This is a genomic window from Desulfovulcanus ferrireducens, from assembly GCF_018704065.1.
Taxonomy (GTDB): domain Bacteria; phylum Desulfobacterota; class Desulfovibrionia; order Desulfovibrionales; family Desulfonatronovibrionaceae; genus Desulfovulcanus; species Desulfovulcanus ferrireducens.
This window is the reverse complement of the sequence record NZ_JAGUQP010000001.1, coordinates 103,205-120,508: the sequence shown is the minus strand read 5'-3', so window position 1 is coordinate 120,508 and position 17,304 is coordinate 103,205. Positions and strand designations below refer to the sequence as shown.

At 36.8% G+C, this 17,304-nt stretch carries 16 protein-coding genes; 2 read left to right on the top strand and 14 right to left on the bottom strand.

Annotated features, from left to right (window positions below):
- Positions 1 to 132 precede the first annotated feature (132 nt).
- From KFV02_RS00575 to KFV02_RS00510, 14 genes are all read right to left on the bottom strand, one after another.
- Complete coding sequence (locus tag KFV02_RS00575; protein ID WP_252379582.1) at positions 133 to 936, bottom strand: MinD/ParA family protein; 804 nt, start codon at positions 934 to 936, stop codon at positions 133 to 135.
- Between the two features lie 202 nt (positions 937 to 1,138).
- Entirely contained in the window at positions 1,139 to 1,990 is an 852-nt protein-coding gene (locus KFV02_RS00570) for a GGDEF domain-containing protein (protein ID WP_252379581.1), read from the bottom strand.
- A 137-nt stretch (positions 1,991 to 2,127) separates the two neighbouring features.
- Positions 2,128 to 3,244, bottom strand: a protein-coding gene (gene prfB, locus KFV02_RS00565) for a peptide chain release factor 2 (RefSeq protein WP_252379702.1) whose coding sequence is annotated in 2 segments (ribosomal slippage) — positions 2,128 to 3,168 and positions 3,170 to 3,244 — 1,116 coding nt in all. Because the reading frame shifts where the segments join, the coding sequence is not laid out codon by codon here.
- A gap of 110 nt (positions 3,245 to 3,354) precedes the next feature.
- Positions 3,355 to 4,866: an apolipoprotein N-acyltransferase gene (gene lnt / locus KFV02_RS00560; protein WP_252379580.1), complete on the bottom strand. Its 1,512-nt coding sequence runs from the start codon at positions 4,864 to 4,866 to the stop codon at positions 3,355 to 3,357.
- Positions 4,854 to 5,693, bottom strand: a complete 840-nt coding sequence (locus tag KFV02_RS00555; protein WP_252379579.1) for a hemolysin family protein — start codon at positions 5,691 to 5,693, stop codon at positions 4,854 to 4,856. The genes lnt and KFV02_RS00555 overlap by 13 nt, the downstream gene beginning before the upstream one ends.
- 631 nt (positions 5,694 to 6,324) lie before the next feature.
- Positions 6,325 to 7,407, bottom strand: coding sequence for a PilZ domain-containing protein (locus KFV02_RS00550; RefSeq protein WP_252379578.1), 1,083 nt, complete (start codon positions 7,405 to 7,407; stop codon positions 6,325 to 6,327).
- Positions 7,386 to 8,084 (bottom strand): hypothetical protein, encoded by a 699-nt coding sequence (locus tag KFV02_RS00545; protein ID WP_252379577.1) that lies wholly within the window; start codon positions 8,082 to 8,084, stop codon positions 7,386 to 7,388. The genes KFV02_RS00550 and KFV02_RS00545 overlap by 22 nt, the downstream gene beginning before the upstream one ends.
- Before the next feature lie 129 nt (positions 8,085 to 8,213).
- A complete protein-coding gene (locus tag KFV02_RS00540) occupies positions 8,214 to 9,197 on the bottom strand; it encodes an MlaD family protein (RefSeq protein ID WP_252379576.1) in 984 nt (327 codons plus the stop codon).
- A gap of 4 nt (positions 9,198 to 9,201) precedes the next feature.
- Positions 9,202 to 9,714: a hypothetical protein gene (locus KFV02_RS00535; RefSeq protein ID WP_252379575.1), complete on the bottom strand. Its 513-nt coding sequence runs from the start codon at positions 9,712 to 9,714 to the stop codon at positions 9,202 to 9,204.
- A 1-nt stretch (position 9,715) separates the two neighbouring features.
- On the bottom strand, positions 9,716 to 10,495 hold the full coding sequence (locus KFV02_RS00530; RefSeq protein ID WP_252379574.1) for an ABC transporter permease: 780 nt from the start codon (positions 10,493 to 10,495) through the stop codon (positions 9,716 to 9,718).
- A gap of 213 nt (positions 10,496 to 10,708) precedes the next feature.
- Positions 10,709 to 12,589, bottom strand: a complete 1,881-nt coding sequence (gene mnmG / locus KFV02_RS00525) for a tRNA uridine-5-carboxymethylaminomethyl(34) synthesis enzyme MnmG (protein ID WP_252379573.1) — start codon at positions 12,587 to 12,589, stop codon at positions 10,709 to 10,711.
- Positions 12,590 to 12,689: 100 nt separating this feature from the next.
- Positions 12,690 to 13,913, bottom strand: coding sequence for a M20 family metallo-hydrolase (locus KFV02_RS00520; RefSeq protein WP_252379572.1), 1,224 nt, complete (start codon positions 13,911 to 13,913; stop codon positions 12,690 to 12,692).
- A gap of 68 nt (positions 13,914 to 13,981) precedes the next feature.
- Complete coding sequence (locus KFV02_RS00515) at positions 13,982 to 14,269, bottom strand: PxxKW family cysteine-rich protein (protein ID WP_353617275.1); 288 nt, start codon at positions 14,267 to 14,269, stop codon at positions 13,982 to 13,984.
- Between the two features lie 248 nt (positions 14,270 to 14,517).
- A complete protein-coding gene (locus KFV02_RS00510; RefSeq protein ID WP_252379571.1) occupies positions 14,518 to 14,820 on the bottom strand; it encodes an IscA/HesB family protein in 303 nt (100 codons plus the stop codon).
- Between the two features lie 599 nt (positions 14,821 to 15,419).
- Here KFV02_RS00510 and KFV02_RS00505 point away from each other — a divergent pair.
- Positions 15,420 to 16,877, top strand: a complete 1,458-nt coding sequence (locus tag KFV02_RS00505) for a LysM peptidoglycan-binding domain-containing protein (protein WP_252379570.1) — start codon at positions 15,420 to 15,422, stop codon at positions 16,875 to 16,877.
- A gap of 12 nt (positions 16,878 to 16,889) precedes the next feature.
- Positions 16,890 to 17,207 (top strand): hypothetical protein, encoded by a 318-nt coding sequence (locus KFV02_RS00500; protein WP_252379569.1) that lies wholly within the window; start codon positions 16,890 to 16,892, stop codon positions 17,205 to 17,207.
- The last annotated feature ends 97 nt before the right edge of the window (positions 17,208 to 17,304 follow it).

Genomic DNA, 17,304 nt, shown 5'->3' with positions numbered 1-17,304 from the left:
AAATCAAAATAAAATCAAGTAAAATCAATAGATAAATAAAAAAATGAGAGATAATTTTGAATAGATTTGGCAGATATAAAAAATATCTTCAGTCTTTTTAATACATTATATTTGTTAAAAAATTTAATTAGGCTAGAAATCCATTTTTAAAACCGAGGCACCGGATATAGTAGATAATAATTTTTCTCGCTTTTCAATCAATCTTTTTGCTATAAGTAAAATATCTGTCGCACCGGGAGAAGAAGGAGCGTATTTTAAAAATGGAACCTGCTTACGCACTGATTCAGGTATCTTTGGGTCATTACGTACAAAGCCCAAGAAACTAATAGGCAATTTTAAAAACTTATCACAAGCTGCACGTAAACGTTCAAAAGTCTTTAGGGCTTCATTTTCAGATTGAACCATATTTACTAATATCCAAAAATCCTTCACCTTATGTTTTAAATACAAAACTTTAATTAAGGCGTAGCCGTCTGTCAAAGATGTCGGCTCAGGAGTGATAATTAAAATCCTTTGGTGACTAGTCCGGGCAAAAGATAAAACCGTTGAACTTATGCCAGCGCCAAGATCCATCAACAAAAAGTTGTATCTCTTAAATAACTGCTCCAGATTTTGAAAAATTAGAAGTTGCAAATCTTCATCCAGATCAACAAGTTCCGGTACTCCGGAAGCGGCAGGGATGAGAGCAAACTCGTTTTTTTCAAGATAAACAATAATTTGTTCTGGTTTCGCCCCTTTCCTAAGTATATCCTGAAAGTTTTTGTCTGGAGTTATGCCCAAAAGTACATCCAAATTCGCTAACCCTAAATCACAATCCATGAGCATTGTTGGCTGAGCAAGTTTAAATAAAGCATAGCCTAAATTTAAAGCCAGATTGGTTTTACCAACCCCCCCCTTACCACTAAATATAGAAATACTTAATGTCTTGTTTTGCATATCTCACCTTTTTTAAGGTCCATGGTTCTGAGTTAACGGAATCCCATATCCACTGACCGTCCTACATAGTCAACCACTCACCAACTCAACTACTCAACGCAAGTGCAGCCATCGGATGCACCCCTTAAGCAGTTACAACACAGTATGTACACAGCACAGCGTCTCATGCTCAAAACTCATAACCTATAACTCCAAACATAGATCAGGAAAGCAGAAATTTTTTTTCTTCACCTTTGACAATGAAAATATCATCTTCTAATCTACCTATCACAGGAGTGTATTTAATCGTATTTTTACCCTCTGACTTAGCTTTATAAAGCTGCTTGTCTGCGATATTCATAAATTCATCTTTATCAATAAGACCTTTTCCGCTATAACATGCAACACCTACGGATAATGTAAACTTTACCTTCTGGTTTACTTCTGAGCAACAAACAACTGTTTTTCGTATTTGATTCATGATCCTATTTAAAATAGCCTTGGTTCTAGTCATCCCTGCACCAGAAAAAATTAAAGCGAACTCCTCACCACCAATACGGGATGCATAATCAGTAGATCTGATATTTGAACGTAAAATGCCAGCCAATGTCTTTAAAACCTTGTCTCCACAGAGATGGCCATATTGGTCATTGATCTTTTTGAAATCATCAATATCCATTATAGATAAAGTAACCGGGGTATTAAATTCCTTTGAATACTGTAACTCTCTTGCAAGGACGTGTTCAAAATAACCACGATTGTACAAGTTAGTTAACGGATCATGGTCCTTAGCCAGACTTAAGGTTCTTATTAATTCTTGGATCTTTAACAGTACTAAATATTTATCTTCCTCTAAAGAAAAATTAAGCCATGAAGAATTTAAATTTAGCGAGGAAAGAATTCTTGAAAGTTCTTTGTCGTCCAAGTCCGGACAAAGACGAATCAGAACCTGCATGTTCCTAACTTCACGTCTTTCTTCCCCTTTTTCATCAAGACGCAGGATATGCTGCTCAAGCAGATTGAGTTCTTGGATTAACCTTTGTCTTTCTTCGTCAGTAAAATTTTCAACCTTCATTATTCGTAATTCGTTAAAGACTCAGACTAATTATTTGTCTGCGTCATCAGATGAAAAGTTAGTTGTAGAGAGTCAAATCTCAACTTGTTAATGTTTATCACCGCTCAAACAAGTTCCTCAGATGTTTAGAATTGGACTCAGCCACTTCTCTTAGAGGCCTTATACAAAAGATAATTGCGAATCAGTTCGTCCAAATTCCCGTCCAAAACACTATCAACATCACTTATTTCGGTCCCAACGCGGTGATCTTTTACTAACCTATAGGGATGCAGGGTATACGTGCGAATCTGACTACCCCAGGCAATAGCATCTTTTGAGGCATACTCGGCTTGCTTTTCGGCATTTATTTTCTGGATCTCAATTTCATAAAGTTTGGCCTTTAAAATTTTAAGAGCAGACTCTTTATTTCGTCTTTGAGACCTCTCATTCTGACATTGAACTACAATTCCTGTTGGGAGGTGAGTTATACGGATAGCTGAACTGGTTTTATTCACGTGTTGTCCACCAGGTCCACTTGCCCTAAAGGCCTCAATGCGTAGGTCCTCTTCCCTTATATCTATTTCTATTTCACCGCTAACCTGTGGATAAGTATCTACCGAAGCAAATGAGGTATGCCTTCTCCCTGAAGCATCAAAGGGTGAAATTCTGATTAAACGATGAATCCCCTTCTCCCCTTTTAACAGACCATAAGCATATGAGCCATTTACCTGAATTGTAACACTTTTTACGCCTGCCTCATCCCCGGGTAAATAGTCAAGATAATCAATTTTAAAGCCTTTGCGCTCGGCCCATCGGGTATACATACGCAAAAGCATTTCCGCCCAATCCTGAGCCTCGGTCCCACCGGCTCCCGGATGAATTTCTAAAATGGCCGACGACTTATCCTCTGGCTCAGCGAGCAAGGTTTCCATTTCTGCCTGCTGCAGCTTTCTTTTAAGGATATCCAAATGTTCCTTTAAGAGGGAAAATACCTCCTGAGTTTGCTCTTCTTCAGCCAGAACCAGCCACTCCTGCACGTCCTGTTCACTCTTTTTCAATTCTTCCAACTTGGCAATAGTTTCTTCCAATTGCCTCTTTTCCTGTAAAATAGGGGTCAAGGCTTCTGGATTTTCCCACGCCTTTGGCTGGCTGATCCTTGCCTCAATCTCAGCTAACTTTTTTTTCTTTCCGTCCAGGTCAAAGACGCCCCCAAAAGGACAAAAATTTATCAAGAAGTTGGGAAGCTCGTATCTTTAAGTCTGTGAACTGTAACATATCCTTATTAGCCATTTTAAAAGTACCATTTTAAAAATTTAGATTTAAAGAAACTAGGGTGGGAGATGATAAAATTTTCATCTGCTTATCTTTTAAAACAACTTTACACCTTAACCTCTCCACCTTTTAAAAAACGCCAAAGAAATAAAGATAATAGCACTTAAAATTAGCAGACAATGAATACCAAAATAGTAACGGTGGAAAAAAGTAGTCTTTGTTAGTAAACGGATTTCACCGCTTAAAAAAGCATCCGTAAACAAATCGGTTTGTTTTATGATTCTTCCGTAAGGATCAACTATAACTGAAATTCCTGTATTGGTGCTACGGACCAAGTATCTCCCTTGCTCCACTGCCCTAAGTAAGGCCAAATGCAAATGTTGTTCAGGGGCTGACGTATCACCAAACCAGGCATCATTACTAATATTTACAAGGATATTGGCCCCTTGCTCAACTCGCTTTTGGGCTAGCTGTGGAAAGATAGCTTCATAACAAATGAGCATCCCCAAAGCAAGATTACCTAAGCGCATTGGCTGAGTGTGCTGGCCAGGGGAAAAATCGCCCGCTCCCTCAACCAGTTTATGTAAGAATGGCAAATATTTTCCTAGTGGAACATACTCTCCAAAAGGAACTAAATGTTCTTTGTCGTAATATCCTTGAACATCTCCTTTTTCGTTTATTAAAAAGGCACGGTTAAATAATCTATACTTATCCCGTGATGAAAGTAGCTTATATCCCGGTGCGCCGGTGATAAGGTTAATTTTTTCAGACCTAACAAAATTTTTTATCTTTAAGCTCAGGTCTGTTACCTCCTGAAAATAAAAAGGTAGAGCTGTTTCCGGCCAGATGACTAAATCTGGTCTCCCTTCCTGTAACCCTTTTTTGGTCAAGAAAATATATTTGTTAATGGTCTTTAACTGGTAAGTTTTTTCCCACTTTTTATCTTGATTAATATTGCCCTGGACCAAAAGTACTGTCTTTTCTGCTCCTACCTGAGTATTATTTTTTGATACTAGCCCCACCAGAGCAATTGATATTATCAAAACAAACGCTGAAGAAATAGTTTTCTTGCTTTTCAAGCTAATCCAAATGGAGCAAGTAGCGAGAGCAAACCCCAGGCCATAAGAACCAATAAACTTAACTGGCTGGATAAAAAAAGGCCACTCGCTAAAAGATGAGGCCAAAACTAACCAGGGGAAACCGGTGAATAAATATTCCCTTACGACCTCCAAGCTGGCCCAAACACTCGCACCGGCAAGAGCTAAAATAGGCCATGAAAACTTGTTTTTAAAAAAATTTATAGTCAAAGCATAGCAGGATGAAAATAAGCTTAGGTAACATCCCATTAAAATAGGGCAGGGAATGGCCAAAATTAAAGGTAGTTGTCCATACTTATGCACTGGGACAACCAGCCAGTAAAGGGCTAGAGAGTAAGCCGGGATAGAACAGACAAGACTTGTCCTAAAAACCTCGCCTGGTGAATTCTTTTTTAAGGCAATGGAATTTAGGCTACAAAGGAATAAAAAGATAAATGGCGGAAAATGGAATATAGGGTTTGCAAAACCTAAAAAAAGGCCAAGACAACAGCTCAAAATCCCAAAAATATTCTTCTTCAAGAACTGCATTTTTGCTCGGACTTTAGCTTTCTAATAATTACCCATCGCACGTGCTTTGCATCTGCATCCTGAACCTGGTATTCATATCTATCATCAACAATTTTTTCCCCCTTTTGAGGTACCCTCCCAGCCAACTGACATAAATAACCGCTAATCGTTTCAACCTGTTCCGACTCTAAATCCAAGTTTATCTGTTCGTTTAAATCTTCTAAATAGGTCCTTCCTGTAACTAGGTAGGACCCGTCACTTTGTTTTATAATTTCTTTGGGCCGCGGCCTGTCATATTCATCCTCAATTTCCCCTACAATCTCCTCCAGAACATCTTCCAAAGTCACTATACCAGAAGTACCACCATATTCATCCAGAACAATAGCCATATGTACTTTTTTGCTCTGAAACTCAAACAAAATTTCTTTAATATTTTTTGTGTCAGGGATAAACAATGGTGGACGAATAATGTCTGTTAGCGCAACTTCACCACTTTTATCTATTAAACAGTATCTTAGTAAATCTTTGGCATGAATAATACCAACAATATGATCTTTGTTGACTTTATAGATTGGTATACGTGAATGACCACTTTCAATAATTAGTTTTGCCACTTTCTCTAAAGTATCCCCTACTTCCGCACAAACAAGATCAGTCCGGGGGATCATAATTTCATGTGCCTGTTTTTGTTCAAGCCGAAGCACATTAAGAAGCATTGTCACTTCATCGCTTTTAAGCTCCCCTTCCTCTTTGGCTTCCAGAATGGCTTCTTCCAAGGGCAGGTCACATTTACCGCCGAAAATCTTTTTCATCATGGTCCAGAATTTACTTTCTGAGCCTTCGTCCAACTCTCTCCTCCTTTTAAAAGTGAACCCAAAAAAATATTGCTTAAATAATAAATTATGTTTTTTTAACTGTACACTCGATACCTATAGGGTCTGTGGCCGAACCTTACTCAAGGGACAATTTTTCTTATTTTTTTCAATCCTGATTTCTTTCATGCTGGTGCAAATGCCTGGACCCATCTATAGTTTGCTTGCGGGCAGAGCATAATGGTATACTTAGGATAGTTGAATATTCTTTTTATTGTCGATGGTTATGCCAAATAGTCGCGGATATTTGGCTTTCTCACCCCGATGCTCTGCTTATCCGCAAGCTTTACCAAGATGGGTTACCCAGCCCTTTGCAATGCTTTCAAGAAACCAGAATTTCTAATCTGGTAGTCAAAATAGGGTTTGGCCACAGACTCTATAAAAATGAATTACTATATAATTTTCTTCTAAAAAATAAGTCTATCATTAACCTAACCTAAATTGAGTGATTTTTTTGCAGTTTAATCTTTGAGATTGCATGAAGGCTAACGCTCCTGGCAATTACTTAACGTTCATCCTGTCATTGCGAGGGCAGCTTAGCTGCACGTGGCAATCTCATTGATGGATAAAAATCGCTATACTTAGGATTAAATCAAAGAAACTCAAACTATATTAACCCTTTTTCCCTATAAAATTCCAAGTGTCGCTTAAAGACCCAATCGCCAATTTCTTCAATTCCAGTCTCATCATCAATTTTTAACCATAAAATTTGGTCATTATACCCGTCTTTTAGCTTGCCTAAAGCAATAAAGTTAATCCCAAAAGAAACGAAGTTGGGATTAACTTCTTGGTAATAATTAATTATTTTACCCAGGATAAAGAAAGAAGAAACTCCATTTTTATCCGGATTTGATAGTGAAATCTTAAAAAAAAGAAATGGCGTTTCTTTTATAAACTTAGAGACAACTCCTATATTTTTTTTTAATATTTGAACCCTTAAGCCTCCGGCCGAGATATCAATTAAACGTAATTGGTTAGTTATCGTATGATCATATTTAGCTAAAGGAGTTCCCCATTGGTTAATATTACCTTCAAAATTGCCGGTAGATGAATAAACTGCTCTCCATATTATAATTTCAACTATATACTTATGTGGTGGTTCAAAACGTAAATGCCTTCTCTTTTGGCATAACTTTAATTTGTCAGGAAACAACAACTCTAAGAGATAATTTTTATCATGTAAAATTAAATCTACTATTTTAGACCTAAATTTATAATATATATTATTCCTTTTATTTAAACTAATCCTAAAATGACATACAATGTTTCGATTTAGCCATAGCTTACCAGGCTTAATATATATTGGGACTTCCAACAAAATACTTTGTTCTTCAATATTTATCAGAGAACAATAAAACTCTTTTTTAGTTTCTTCAAAATAAACATCAAACCGACATCTTTGGCTCAATGCTATTTGAAATATTGAAAAAATAGTACTTCTATCTTTGATTACCCCGTCAGCTTTATCCTTTTTACTTCTATTAAACTTCGTATTTATAAACCAGATAAGAATTGATATTATTACAATAACAATTAATATTGAACTTATTACGAAGAGAAATAAATTATAATCATCAACTCCTGAACTCTCAAAAGCCCTTTTTATCTTATTCCACAAATAAGAACTTTGCACATAAAACATATTTTTGAAAAATAAACTTAATATTTTTAAAAAAAGTTTTTTGAACAAGTCTCTACTTTTTGATAAAGAATATTTATCCTTTTTTGAATTTGTTTTTTCTTACTAGATTTTTTCTCTAAACTTAAAATAATTTTCCAATCCTCAATCAAAAAAATAACCCAGCCCTGTCTACGGTCAACCTCCAATGCCTTGCGGATGAGTAGTTGTGAGATTTTAAAAAAATTATTTTTTTTGGCAATCAACGAAGCTTTGCGGGCATAGACAGATAAAAATAACGGATCATCTTCCCTGTTAAGTTCATAAATCAATGCTTTTAAGTTTGAAGAGTTGATTAACTTTCTATACTTATTATCCTTTTCAGTAGGTAACAACTCATTTTGTTCTGTAAAAAGAACACATTGCTCTCCTGCCTGAGCAAAATCTCTAGCTTTGGCCAGTAACTTTTCGTCATTTTGCCCGATATATGCCATTAACTTATAGGCAACTATATAATTCTTTGCTGCAGAACAAAAATCATCCTGTCTGATGTAATTATTAAGACTTTTTCGAAATAAAAGTTCGGCCTCGCACCATCTTCCCTGTAAAAACAAGTTCACAAACTCCAAACGTTGTGCGGAAGCAAGCTTGATTCCTTCTGGAGGGCGATAAAGAGGACTTTTTTGGGGAGCAAAGTTACACGCAATCGTAAACAATAATGATATTATCAACAAAATATTTTTTTTCATTTTATAATACAAAGGAAAAAATATAAGCTATGATTTTAACAAAAAAAATCCTGAAATCTTGATGTGATTTAACGTTTTATGGTTTAGGTCATATGTAATCATTATATTATAATACTAGATTACATGAAGTCATGGAATCGGTTGTTCAATTTTTTGTTTGTCAATTTCTTTTTCTAAAAACGGCCATTTCTGTTTAAGTTTTTGCAAAAGCTCCGAACCCAGACGCAAGGTATATTCAGTTTCTTCCCGCAAGCGATAAAGATTATCGCTTGCTTTTTTGAGCTCACCAGTAATCTCCTTAACATCATCCAAAATTGGAGAAATATCCTCGCTTACACCCTGCAATTCTTGGACAAAAGAGCGTGCATCTTTTGTAATACCTAAAAATTCATCTTCTATCGGCCCTAGATCTTTAACCCTCAGGGTTGCATTCTGTAATAACTGATCCATGGAAGCCATTAACTTATCTGTATAAGATAAAATCCGGTCCACCTTGCGCACCGGTCGCTGAGCCTCTGTTAAATAGTAAATAAGGCCTCTATTTTTTTGTAACTTTTCCGTCACTTGTTCAAGATTAAATAAAATCTTTTGCATAGTTCCGTTTTTATCCAGAAATTGGTCCGTAATGACACGGACATTAGATACGATGGCTTTTAGATCTTCAATTACAGGTTGGGCTTGAATAAGAATTTCATTAAGACCGGCAACTTTATCCAGAATAATCTCTGAACCAGGCACTAAAGGCTCACTCTTTTCTGACCCGGGTATCAACTTTAGATAGCTGTTCCCAATTATCCCTTCTTGGTCTAAAATAATCCTGGAGTCCTGACGAAACCATTTCTGATACTTTTCAAGGATCTTTATTTCGACCTTAACATAATCAATATTATCCAAAAAAACATTTTCAACCTGCCCAATTTTAAACCCTGAGAGACGGACGGGTATACCCCGCTCAATGTTCTCACCGGTTTTACTAATCACATAATAACTTACTTTTGAAGAAAAAATTTCTTTTTTATATCCGATATAAATTAGAATAAAGACTGATAAACACAAGATTAAACTCAGGAATATACCAACTTTAACTTCTATACTTTTGAAAGTGTCACTCATAAGATCAATCCGAAACTTCAATTACATCAAATTTTAAATCATTATATAAATCTTTGTTGGCCAAAGAGGTTGAAATCCAAACATTTTGGTATAAATTTGTCCTTTCTATACATTGAAGAACTATTTTAATCCACTCGTATTTTGGTGAGTCCATGAATATCACACTATTTCCATTAGCAACGCAGCGCAAAAAATAAGCTTTTACTAACTGCTCCTCATTGATTTGTTCTTTGCGGAGCCAAAGACAATCCTCCATATTTATCATTTTAATGTAATCATGTATCTTCTTAATAGAATTCTTTAAAGAAATATTTTGATTATACATTAAACCAAGACATACATTTTCAATTATATTCAAGCTAGATAAAAAAGGAAACTTATTACTTATCAATCCTATATGACCACGAGAGAATGAAATCAAATTAATAATATAACTATCAAACGACCCCTCTTTTAGTAACAAAAGAATATTTTTTCTGGTTGATAAAAGATAATTTATTTTTTTTTCATCAATCATATTAAATTAAAGTAAAAAATATCTCGACACAAACGATCAACAGTATTGTATGCATAAGTCCTTGAATCAATTTCCCAGGAACCTCAGTAAAAGACTTTTGTACACTCATGCCTTTTTGCAAACAAATAGATATTAATATTAAACACATTAGGAAAGGTTTTACAAAAGAGATTACCAAATCTTTAATTGAGATAGCGGAAGTTATTTGATAAATATAATTATCAAAAGTGATATTATGAATGTAACCTAAAACCAAATAACCACCAATCAAAGACGTCAGACAAAAAACCATATTAAGTGCCGGGCCTGAGATTACAAAGGCCAAAACTCTGGGTAAATAGACATAATCCGACAACTCAATATTTAAAAAACTCAGAGAGTCAATTTCTCCGTTTAATTTCATTAAAGCCACTTCAGAAATAACAGCCGATCCAGAGCGGATTAATATAATAAAAAGAACAATGATTGGCCCTAACTCGTATAAATTTATGTAAATAATAAACTCACCAATCCGATCATATGCGTTTAGCCCTGTCAATACCCCCAATAAATAGTTAACCAGGATAGAACCAAGCAAAACAGCGGTAATAAAAATGGCTGGCAGGGCTTGAATGGCTGTAAAGTATATCTGACGAATAAACACCCGGGCAACGGCATGATTTAAAAAAGTAAATCTAAAAAAAGAAAAAAATGCTCGAGCAAGTATAAAACCAGCCTGAAGATAACTAGTCGTCCTGTCAAGAACAAACCTACCCAAAGAATAAAATATTCTTGTACCCATAAGAGGGTCTTATCTTGATTTTTTTAAGTTGAAAAGAGGCCATTTTATAGCCAATGCAATCACGCTGGAGTGGGATAGTATGAAACTTTGAGATTTGTATTTTGAATATTGAATTATTTTAACTGGTTAACCTTAATATTTTTGGTCACAAACCATAGAATTTAATATTTTTATATAAACAATAATTAACCAGAATAAGGTGGGCCTAAAAAATTATATCCATCCCATTTTTTTTAAATGGATCTCTAGGCAGGATATGGCTGCCGGAGTTACCCCTGAAATTCTGCTGGCCTGACCCAACGTCCTAGGCTGAATCTGGGTTAGCTTCTCAACAATCTCCTTGGACAAGCCAGCAACTTGGCTAAAATCCAACTCATCAGGAATTATTGCTTTCTCAAGACGTTTAAATCTCCGGACCAACTCCTCCTGTCGTGCAAGGTAACCTTCATATTTAATTTGAATCTGAGCCTGTTCCAAAACTTCACTACTGTATCCGTCAATCCCAGGCCAAAACACGCGTAAATCTCTGATGTTCAGCTGAGGCTGTCTTAAAAGTTCTGCCAGACTGACAGAACGTTTGGGGATGGAGGCATTTATCCTGTTCAAAACATCTCTTGTCCTTGCTTCCGGCCGAATCGTTATAGTCTGCAATGCTGATAGAAGTTCCTTCAGTTTTTTCTGCTTATCTGAAAAAATCTTCCAATGCTCGTCAGATACTAGCCCCAGTTCTCTGCCCAGAGGAGTAAGACGCTGGTCTGCATTATCTTCTCGAAGCAGTAGCCTGTATTCGGCTCTGGAGGTAAACATACGGTAGGGTTCCTGCGTTCCTTTAGTCACCAAGTCATCTACAAGCACGGCAATGTAAGCCTGGCTTCTCTCCAGGATAAATGGCTCTCTACCTTTTAGTTTACAAAAAATATTAATAGCCGCCCACAAGCCCTGAGCAGCAGCCTCTTCATAGCCTGAAGTCCCGTTAATCTGTCCGGCCATGAACAATCCGGAAACCTTTTTGGTTTCCAGAGTTGATTTTAACTGGGTTGGAAATACAAAATCATATTCAATGGCATATCCTGGGCGAACAATTTGAGCATTTTCCAGGCCCGGAATAGTCTTGAGCATTTCTTTTTGGATGTCTAAAGGAAGGCTGGTAGGGATGCCATTGGGGTAAACTTCGGGACTGGCTAAACCTTCTGGTTCAACAAAAATTTGATGTCTATCCTTATCGGGAAAACGCGCTATCTTGTCTTCAATAGACGGACAATATCTGGCACCAGTACCTTTGATTACTCCCTGAAAAAGAGGGGAGCGGTCAAAACCTTTGCGAATACAATCATGAGTCTTTTCATTGGTGTATGTTATATGGCAGGGTAATTGAGGTAACTTAACTCCTGGAGAGTGGAAACTAAATGGCTTTGGTGGATCATCACCTGGCTGGACTTCGAGCCGATCAAAATCAATACTGTCTTTGCGCAACCTGGGAACGGTCCCGGTCTTTAACCTTCCTAAATCTATGCCCAACTTTCTTAGAGACCCAGATAACCCTTTGCTTGCGGGATCCCCGAACCGACCGCCAGGAAAATTTTTCAAACCAATATGGATTAAGCCTTGTAGAAATGTGCCTGTTGTAAGTAGAACAGCCCTGGATTTTATTTCCTCTCCAATTAACGTGCGCACTCCTCGGACCTGATTCTTATCCACCAAAAGCTCTTCAACCATGGCTTCGCGCACATAGAGGTTTGGTTGATTAAAAATATCCCATTGTACTACCTTGAGATATTCCTGTCTGTCTATTTGCGCTCGGGTAGACCTTACAGCAGGTCCTTTTCGGGTGTTTAAAATCCTGAATTGAATACCGGCCTGGTCTGCCCACACCCCCATCATCCCACCTAGGGCATCTATTTCTTTAACCATATGCCCTTTGGCCAAACCACCTATGGCAGGATTACAGGATAAATGGCCAATACGATCAATATTGATAGTCAAAAGTAGCGTTGAAAGACCTAACTTACTTGCGGCCATGGCGGCTTCGCAGCCAGCATGCCCTGCACCGACTACGATAAGATCAAATATCTCGGGAGGAAAAGGTTTTAACATATATGTTACCCATGCAAAAAAATCACTTGCATGATTTTTTAAGCTTTATACGCAAAATGTCAAATCATTTTAAATTATTACAGCAAAAAAACTTCGCTCTTTATTTTTGAAAGATCATATGAGCCATCACCTTGGCATCGCCAATAGTATTTGCAATTGAAGAACGTTCATTAGGCTGATGGGCAAACCCCATAAGAGTTGACCACACTACTGTGGAGAATCCCCTGCGGCGTAAAAAAGCAGCAACAGTCCCCCCCCCGATTCCTTGCACCTTGGGTTCAACCTTATAGACATCTTCTATGGCCCTGCATAACCGAGAGACGACCTCGCTCTGAGGATTCGTGGGCGGGGCTGCCTGCTCAATATACACGGTTTCATATTCAGTCTTGACCTTGTATTTTTGTTCAACTTCTTTCCCAAGGTCTTTTATAGCTTTTATTATTTCATCCAAATCGTATTCCGGAAGCACGCGGCAATCAATATAAAAAACGTCCTTTCCCGGTATGGTATTCACGTTGGGGACATTGGCCTCTTTTTTGGTCGGTGAAAAGGTGGATACTGGGGGAGAAAAAAGCTCATTTTTTATATCAAATTCGGAATACAGCTGCTGGATCTTAAGCACAAAATCAGAACAAGCAACCAAGCTGTTAATCCCCTTTGAAGGAGTTGAAGCATGACACTGCTTACCTATAACAGAAACTTTTATCCATAGCATGCTTTTTTCAGCAACCTCAACCAGATCCGAAGTTTTCTCCCCGCAATCAGGTACCAAAAAAAGATCGTCTTTAGAAAATAGGTGTCCATGATTTGTCAAAACATAGTCCAAACCGTATCTGCTGCCTGTTTCCTCATCAGCAACGAATAAAAGTCCTAAACTTAGGTCTGGGATCAAATTCAACTGGCGGATGCTTGAGGCCAAAAGAAGAGACGAAACAATACCCTGATGGTTATCCTCTACTCCGCGGCCAATTAAGAGGTCGCCCTGAACCTCCAGGACAAAGGGATCTGTATTCCACAATGCCTGCTCTCCAGGCGGAACAATATCAGTGTGTGAGATTATCCATAAAGTTTTGCTTCTGTTTCTGCCGTAAATTTTTGCGACGATATTGGGCCTGTACCCACAGCTCACCCTTTTGTCAGGGGCATTTAATTCATAAATCTCATCGCAACCAATCTTCTTCAAATAATTAATCAGATAGTCAGCTTTATCTTTTTCCCCCTGCCCCCCACTATCTGGACCCAAGGCAGGTCGTGAGACTAACTCCCTCTGAATATTGACTACTTCCTGAACCTGATTGTCGAGCAAAGAAAAAATTTCTTTCATAACTATAATTCTAAGTAATTTTGCACCAAAACAAAAAACCGGCGGCCTTTGCCACCGGTTTTCGAGTATTAGCGACCGCGAGCTGCCCGCTTTGACGCCTTAAGCGGATTAATTTTGACTTGACCTGATTTGTCAACAGTGGCTTTAACATGAGTGGCGAAATTACAAGCACCGTGCGCCCACTTCACGGCTGGCTCTGGATAGCTGGTGCAGTATTTCTCACCCCCATACTCCTTAATCCTCTCACAACCTTCACACTTTTCAACAACAGGATAACAACGGCCATCTTTGTATGAACAACCACTTTCAGCCATGAAGGCACATTCTTCACCATTCTTAATAGTTGCACATTTCATTGAATAATCTCCTCCTCTAGTATAACTATGAGCAGCAACCCCTCATAATCAAAATTTGAGTTAATTAGGTTACGACCAATGGTTATGTCAAGTTAAATTAGTCTTTTTAGACGAAGCAAATAGAAAAACAAAAAATATTTTCCATAACCTCTTAGTTTTTTTAAAAACTTGGCAAGACATAAAAAATACGGCCATACTCATTTGAGCACGGCCGTATTTTATTGTTATAATTCTGAACTAACAAGAAACTAACAAGAGGTACAAGAACCACACCCACCTGTTGGATCAAGCTTCAAGCTTGACTTGATTATAAAACCAGACTCGTTCAAATCAACCTCAATAGGTGCAGCTGTCTCCATGAGACTTTTATCAACTAAAAACTGAAAGCCTTTGACTTCATAGACATTATCATTCTCTTTTTGCTCGTCCAGAGCAAGAGCAAGCCTTGGTCCTCCTCAGCCAGCAGCCAAATAAACCCTGATAGGGGACTTTTCTTGATTGGCAAAGTACCTCTCAAGTTGATTCTTTGCAGATTCTGTAAGTTCAAACATCGATTATATTCCCTCCTTTTTTTATTGGTATTTTTAGTTAGATACGAATCTAAAACTTGTCAACCTATGTGTAAAAAAACACAATTTTAATCTTACCCACCTACCTCACTTAAACCCACCTGAAGCCCACCATAACTCACTTTTGCGTCAAAGCCAGATAGACAGAAAGCCAGATATAGCCCAATCTTGATGATTAAGGCTTATTAATGTACCAACTAGATTAATTTCTTAAGAACCTGTGGCCAAACCCCGTTTTGACTACCAGATTGGAAATCCTGGTTTCTTGAAAGCTTTGCAAAGGGCTGGGTAAACCATCTTGGCGAAGCTTGCGGATAAGCAGAGCATCGGGGCGACAAAACTAACTATCCGGGACTATTTGCCATAACTATCGACAATAAAAAAAATATTTGTTTACCCAAAGTATCCCATTATGCTCTGTCCACAAACAAGTTTTGAGAACAGGTCCAAGTCTTTGTACCAGCATGAAAGAAACCAGGACTGAAATAAACCTTGGAAATTAAGTTGATAAAAAGGTTCGACCACAGACCATTTTATGATATTTTTTAACCAATCTGAAAAATGATGCGAATTCAGTTGCTATGAAAAAAATAATTTTATTCTCTATATTCACTCTTATTTGGACTTTGAGTGGCTATACTCAAAAGCCACCAAGGCTGGTTTTTGAAAAAAAAATCTCGATAAATAAAAAGAAGTTAATCAAGCATAAAATAAAAAAAGGAGAATGGTTATATAAAATCTTAAGAAATTATAATGTATCAACGCAAGATATACCCTACGTAATTCGCTTAATAAACGAACTTAATCCACATATAAAAAACCTATCTAAACTTAAACCGGGACAGACTCTGCTCCTGCCACTAGTCTCCCCCCCGCAGAAAACAATAATTACCACACGGCAAACAATACCAACCCCTGAATCAGTTCTGAAAAAAAGTTATATTGTAAAATCAGGGGACAATCTCGTCAAAATATTAAGAAACATCGCTCATCTTCCTGATAAACTGATTTTCAACGAATACATTAACCTTTTTAAAAAAATTAACCCTCAAATTAAAAGCATTAATTCACTAAAAGTTGGTCAAAAAATTTTACTTCCTCTGCCGCCGGAAAAAAAAATCAAGGGTATAGTTAGAACTGTTAAAAAGAATAAAAGGTCAACAGTACAAAGTACTCACAAAACTATCACTGAAAAAACAATTGACCAGGCAAATTGTGAGCTTTTCCTGAAAAAACTTGGTTTCCAATTCATCTCGGGAGACTCTGTCTTTTTCCCTCAATCAAATGGAACCTGGTTTAAACTTGATCTTACTCAGACTCCGCTAGTTCTAGCGCCGTGGGGAGAAAAGTTACTATTTGTAACCAACGATTTTAAATACTGGAAGAGTAGAGGTAAAGAGTTTGAATTTACACCATTGTTTAATAGTGACTGGCAAATTCATGATTTACTTTTAGGGCTTAAGAATAAATTTTCCCAACATATAAAAGTCTGGGCATCAAATCGACCATTTCTTTTCCAGACGAAAAATATATCTTTGGAGATTGTTGCAGATTATATAGTTAAGGTTGATGACAAATTGTTTATAATGAATATATTTAAAAATGATACCTATAAAAATAAAAACAACTTGGCATACAGCCTCTTAAAATCTTTAAATATTGAATACATTGCCTTTTTCTCGGACCAAAAAAGCAAATACCATACCTCTAAAGCACGAAAAATCCTAGTAAATAAAATATTTGCTCCTAAACTAAACTCTGTAGGTGATTTTTTAAATGTTTTTCCAGAACTAAAAACAGGTAAAAACCTATACAACTTAAAATCACTTATTTCCCACCTTGAAGGTAAAAAGATTATAAATAGAAAAAGAATAACCTTAAATTTACTTAATTATAAACATAAAAAATTATATTTATATATAGACTGCTACATATACACACACAATGGCCAGGAATATATTTTAATTGAAGATGATAACCCCGTAATTATTGCTCTAATCTATCTAAACCAAAAAAGAGGATATATTTTAAATCTTTAAAAGGAGTTTGTTGTGAAAGAAAAAATGAGATTATATGGGTTTATCAATGTTCAAGATCCTAAAAAAATTGACGTCCTCAGAGAAATATTTACTGACTTTGACTTAAAAATAGATGAAAATAGAATAGATTTTGATCTGGAGGAAGTATTTATTGACCCAGAAGAATATATTGAGAAGCTTCAGGAAGTTTTAAGCGATCAGGACAGTGGACAAATTGATTTTATTAACTTTGACGAGTGGCAAATGACCAGATATGAGATAGAGGGTTCAAAAATACACCCCCGAAAAATCCATCTGGATGGTGCCCTGGAAAAATATATTTATGAGTAACGGGTGCAGATTAAAAAAACAATTTGCTCCATTGGCAACTCGACTTTAAAACAGACTCGCCTACCCAATAACTTAAAAACTCAGAGGCTAATAAACA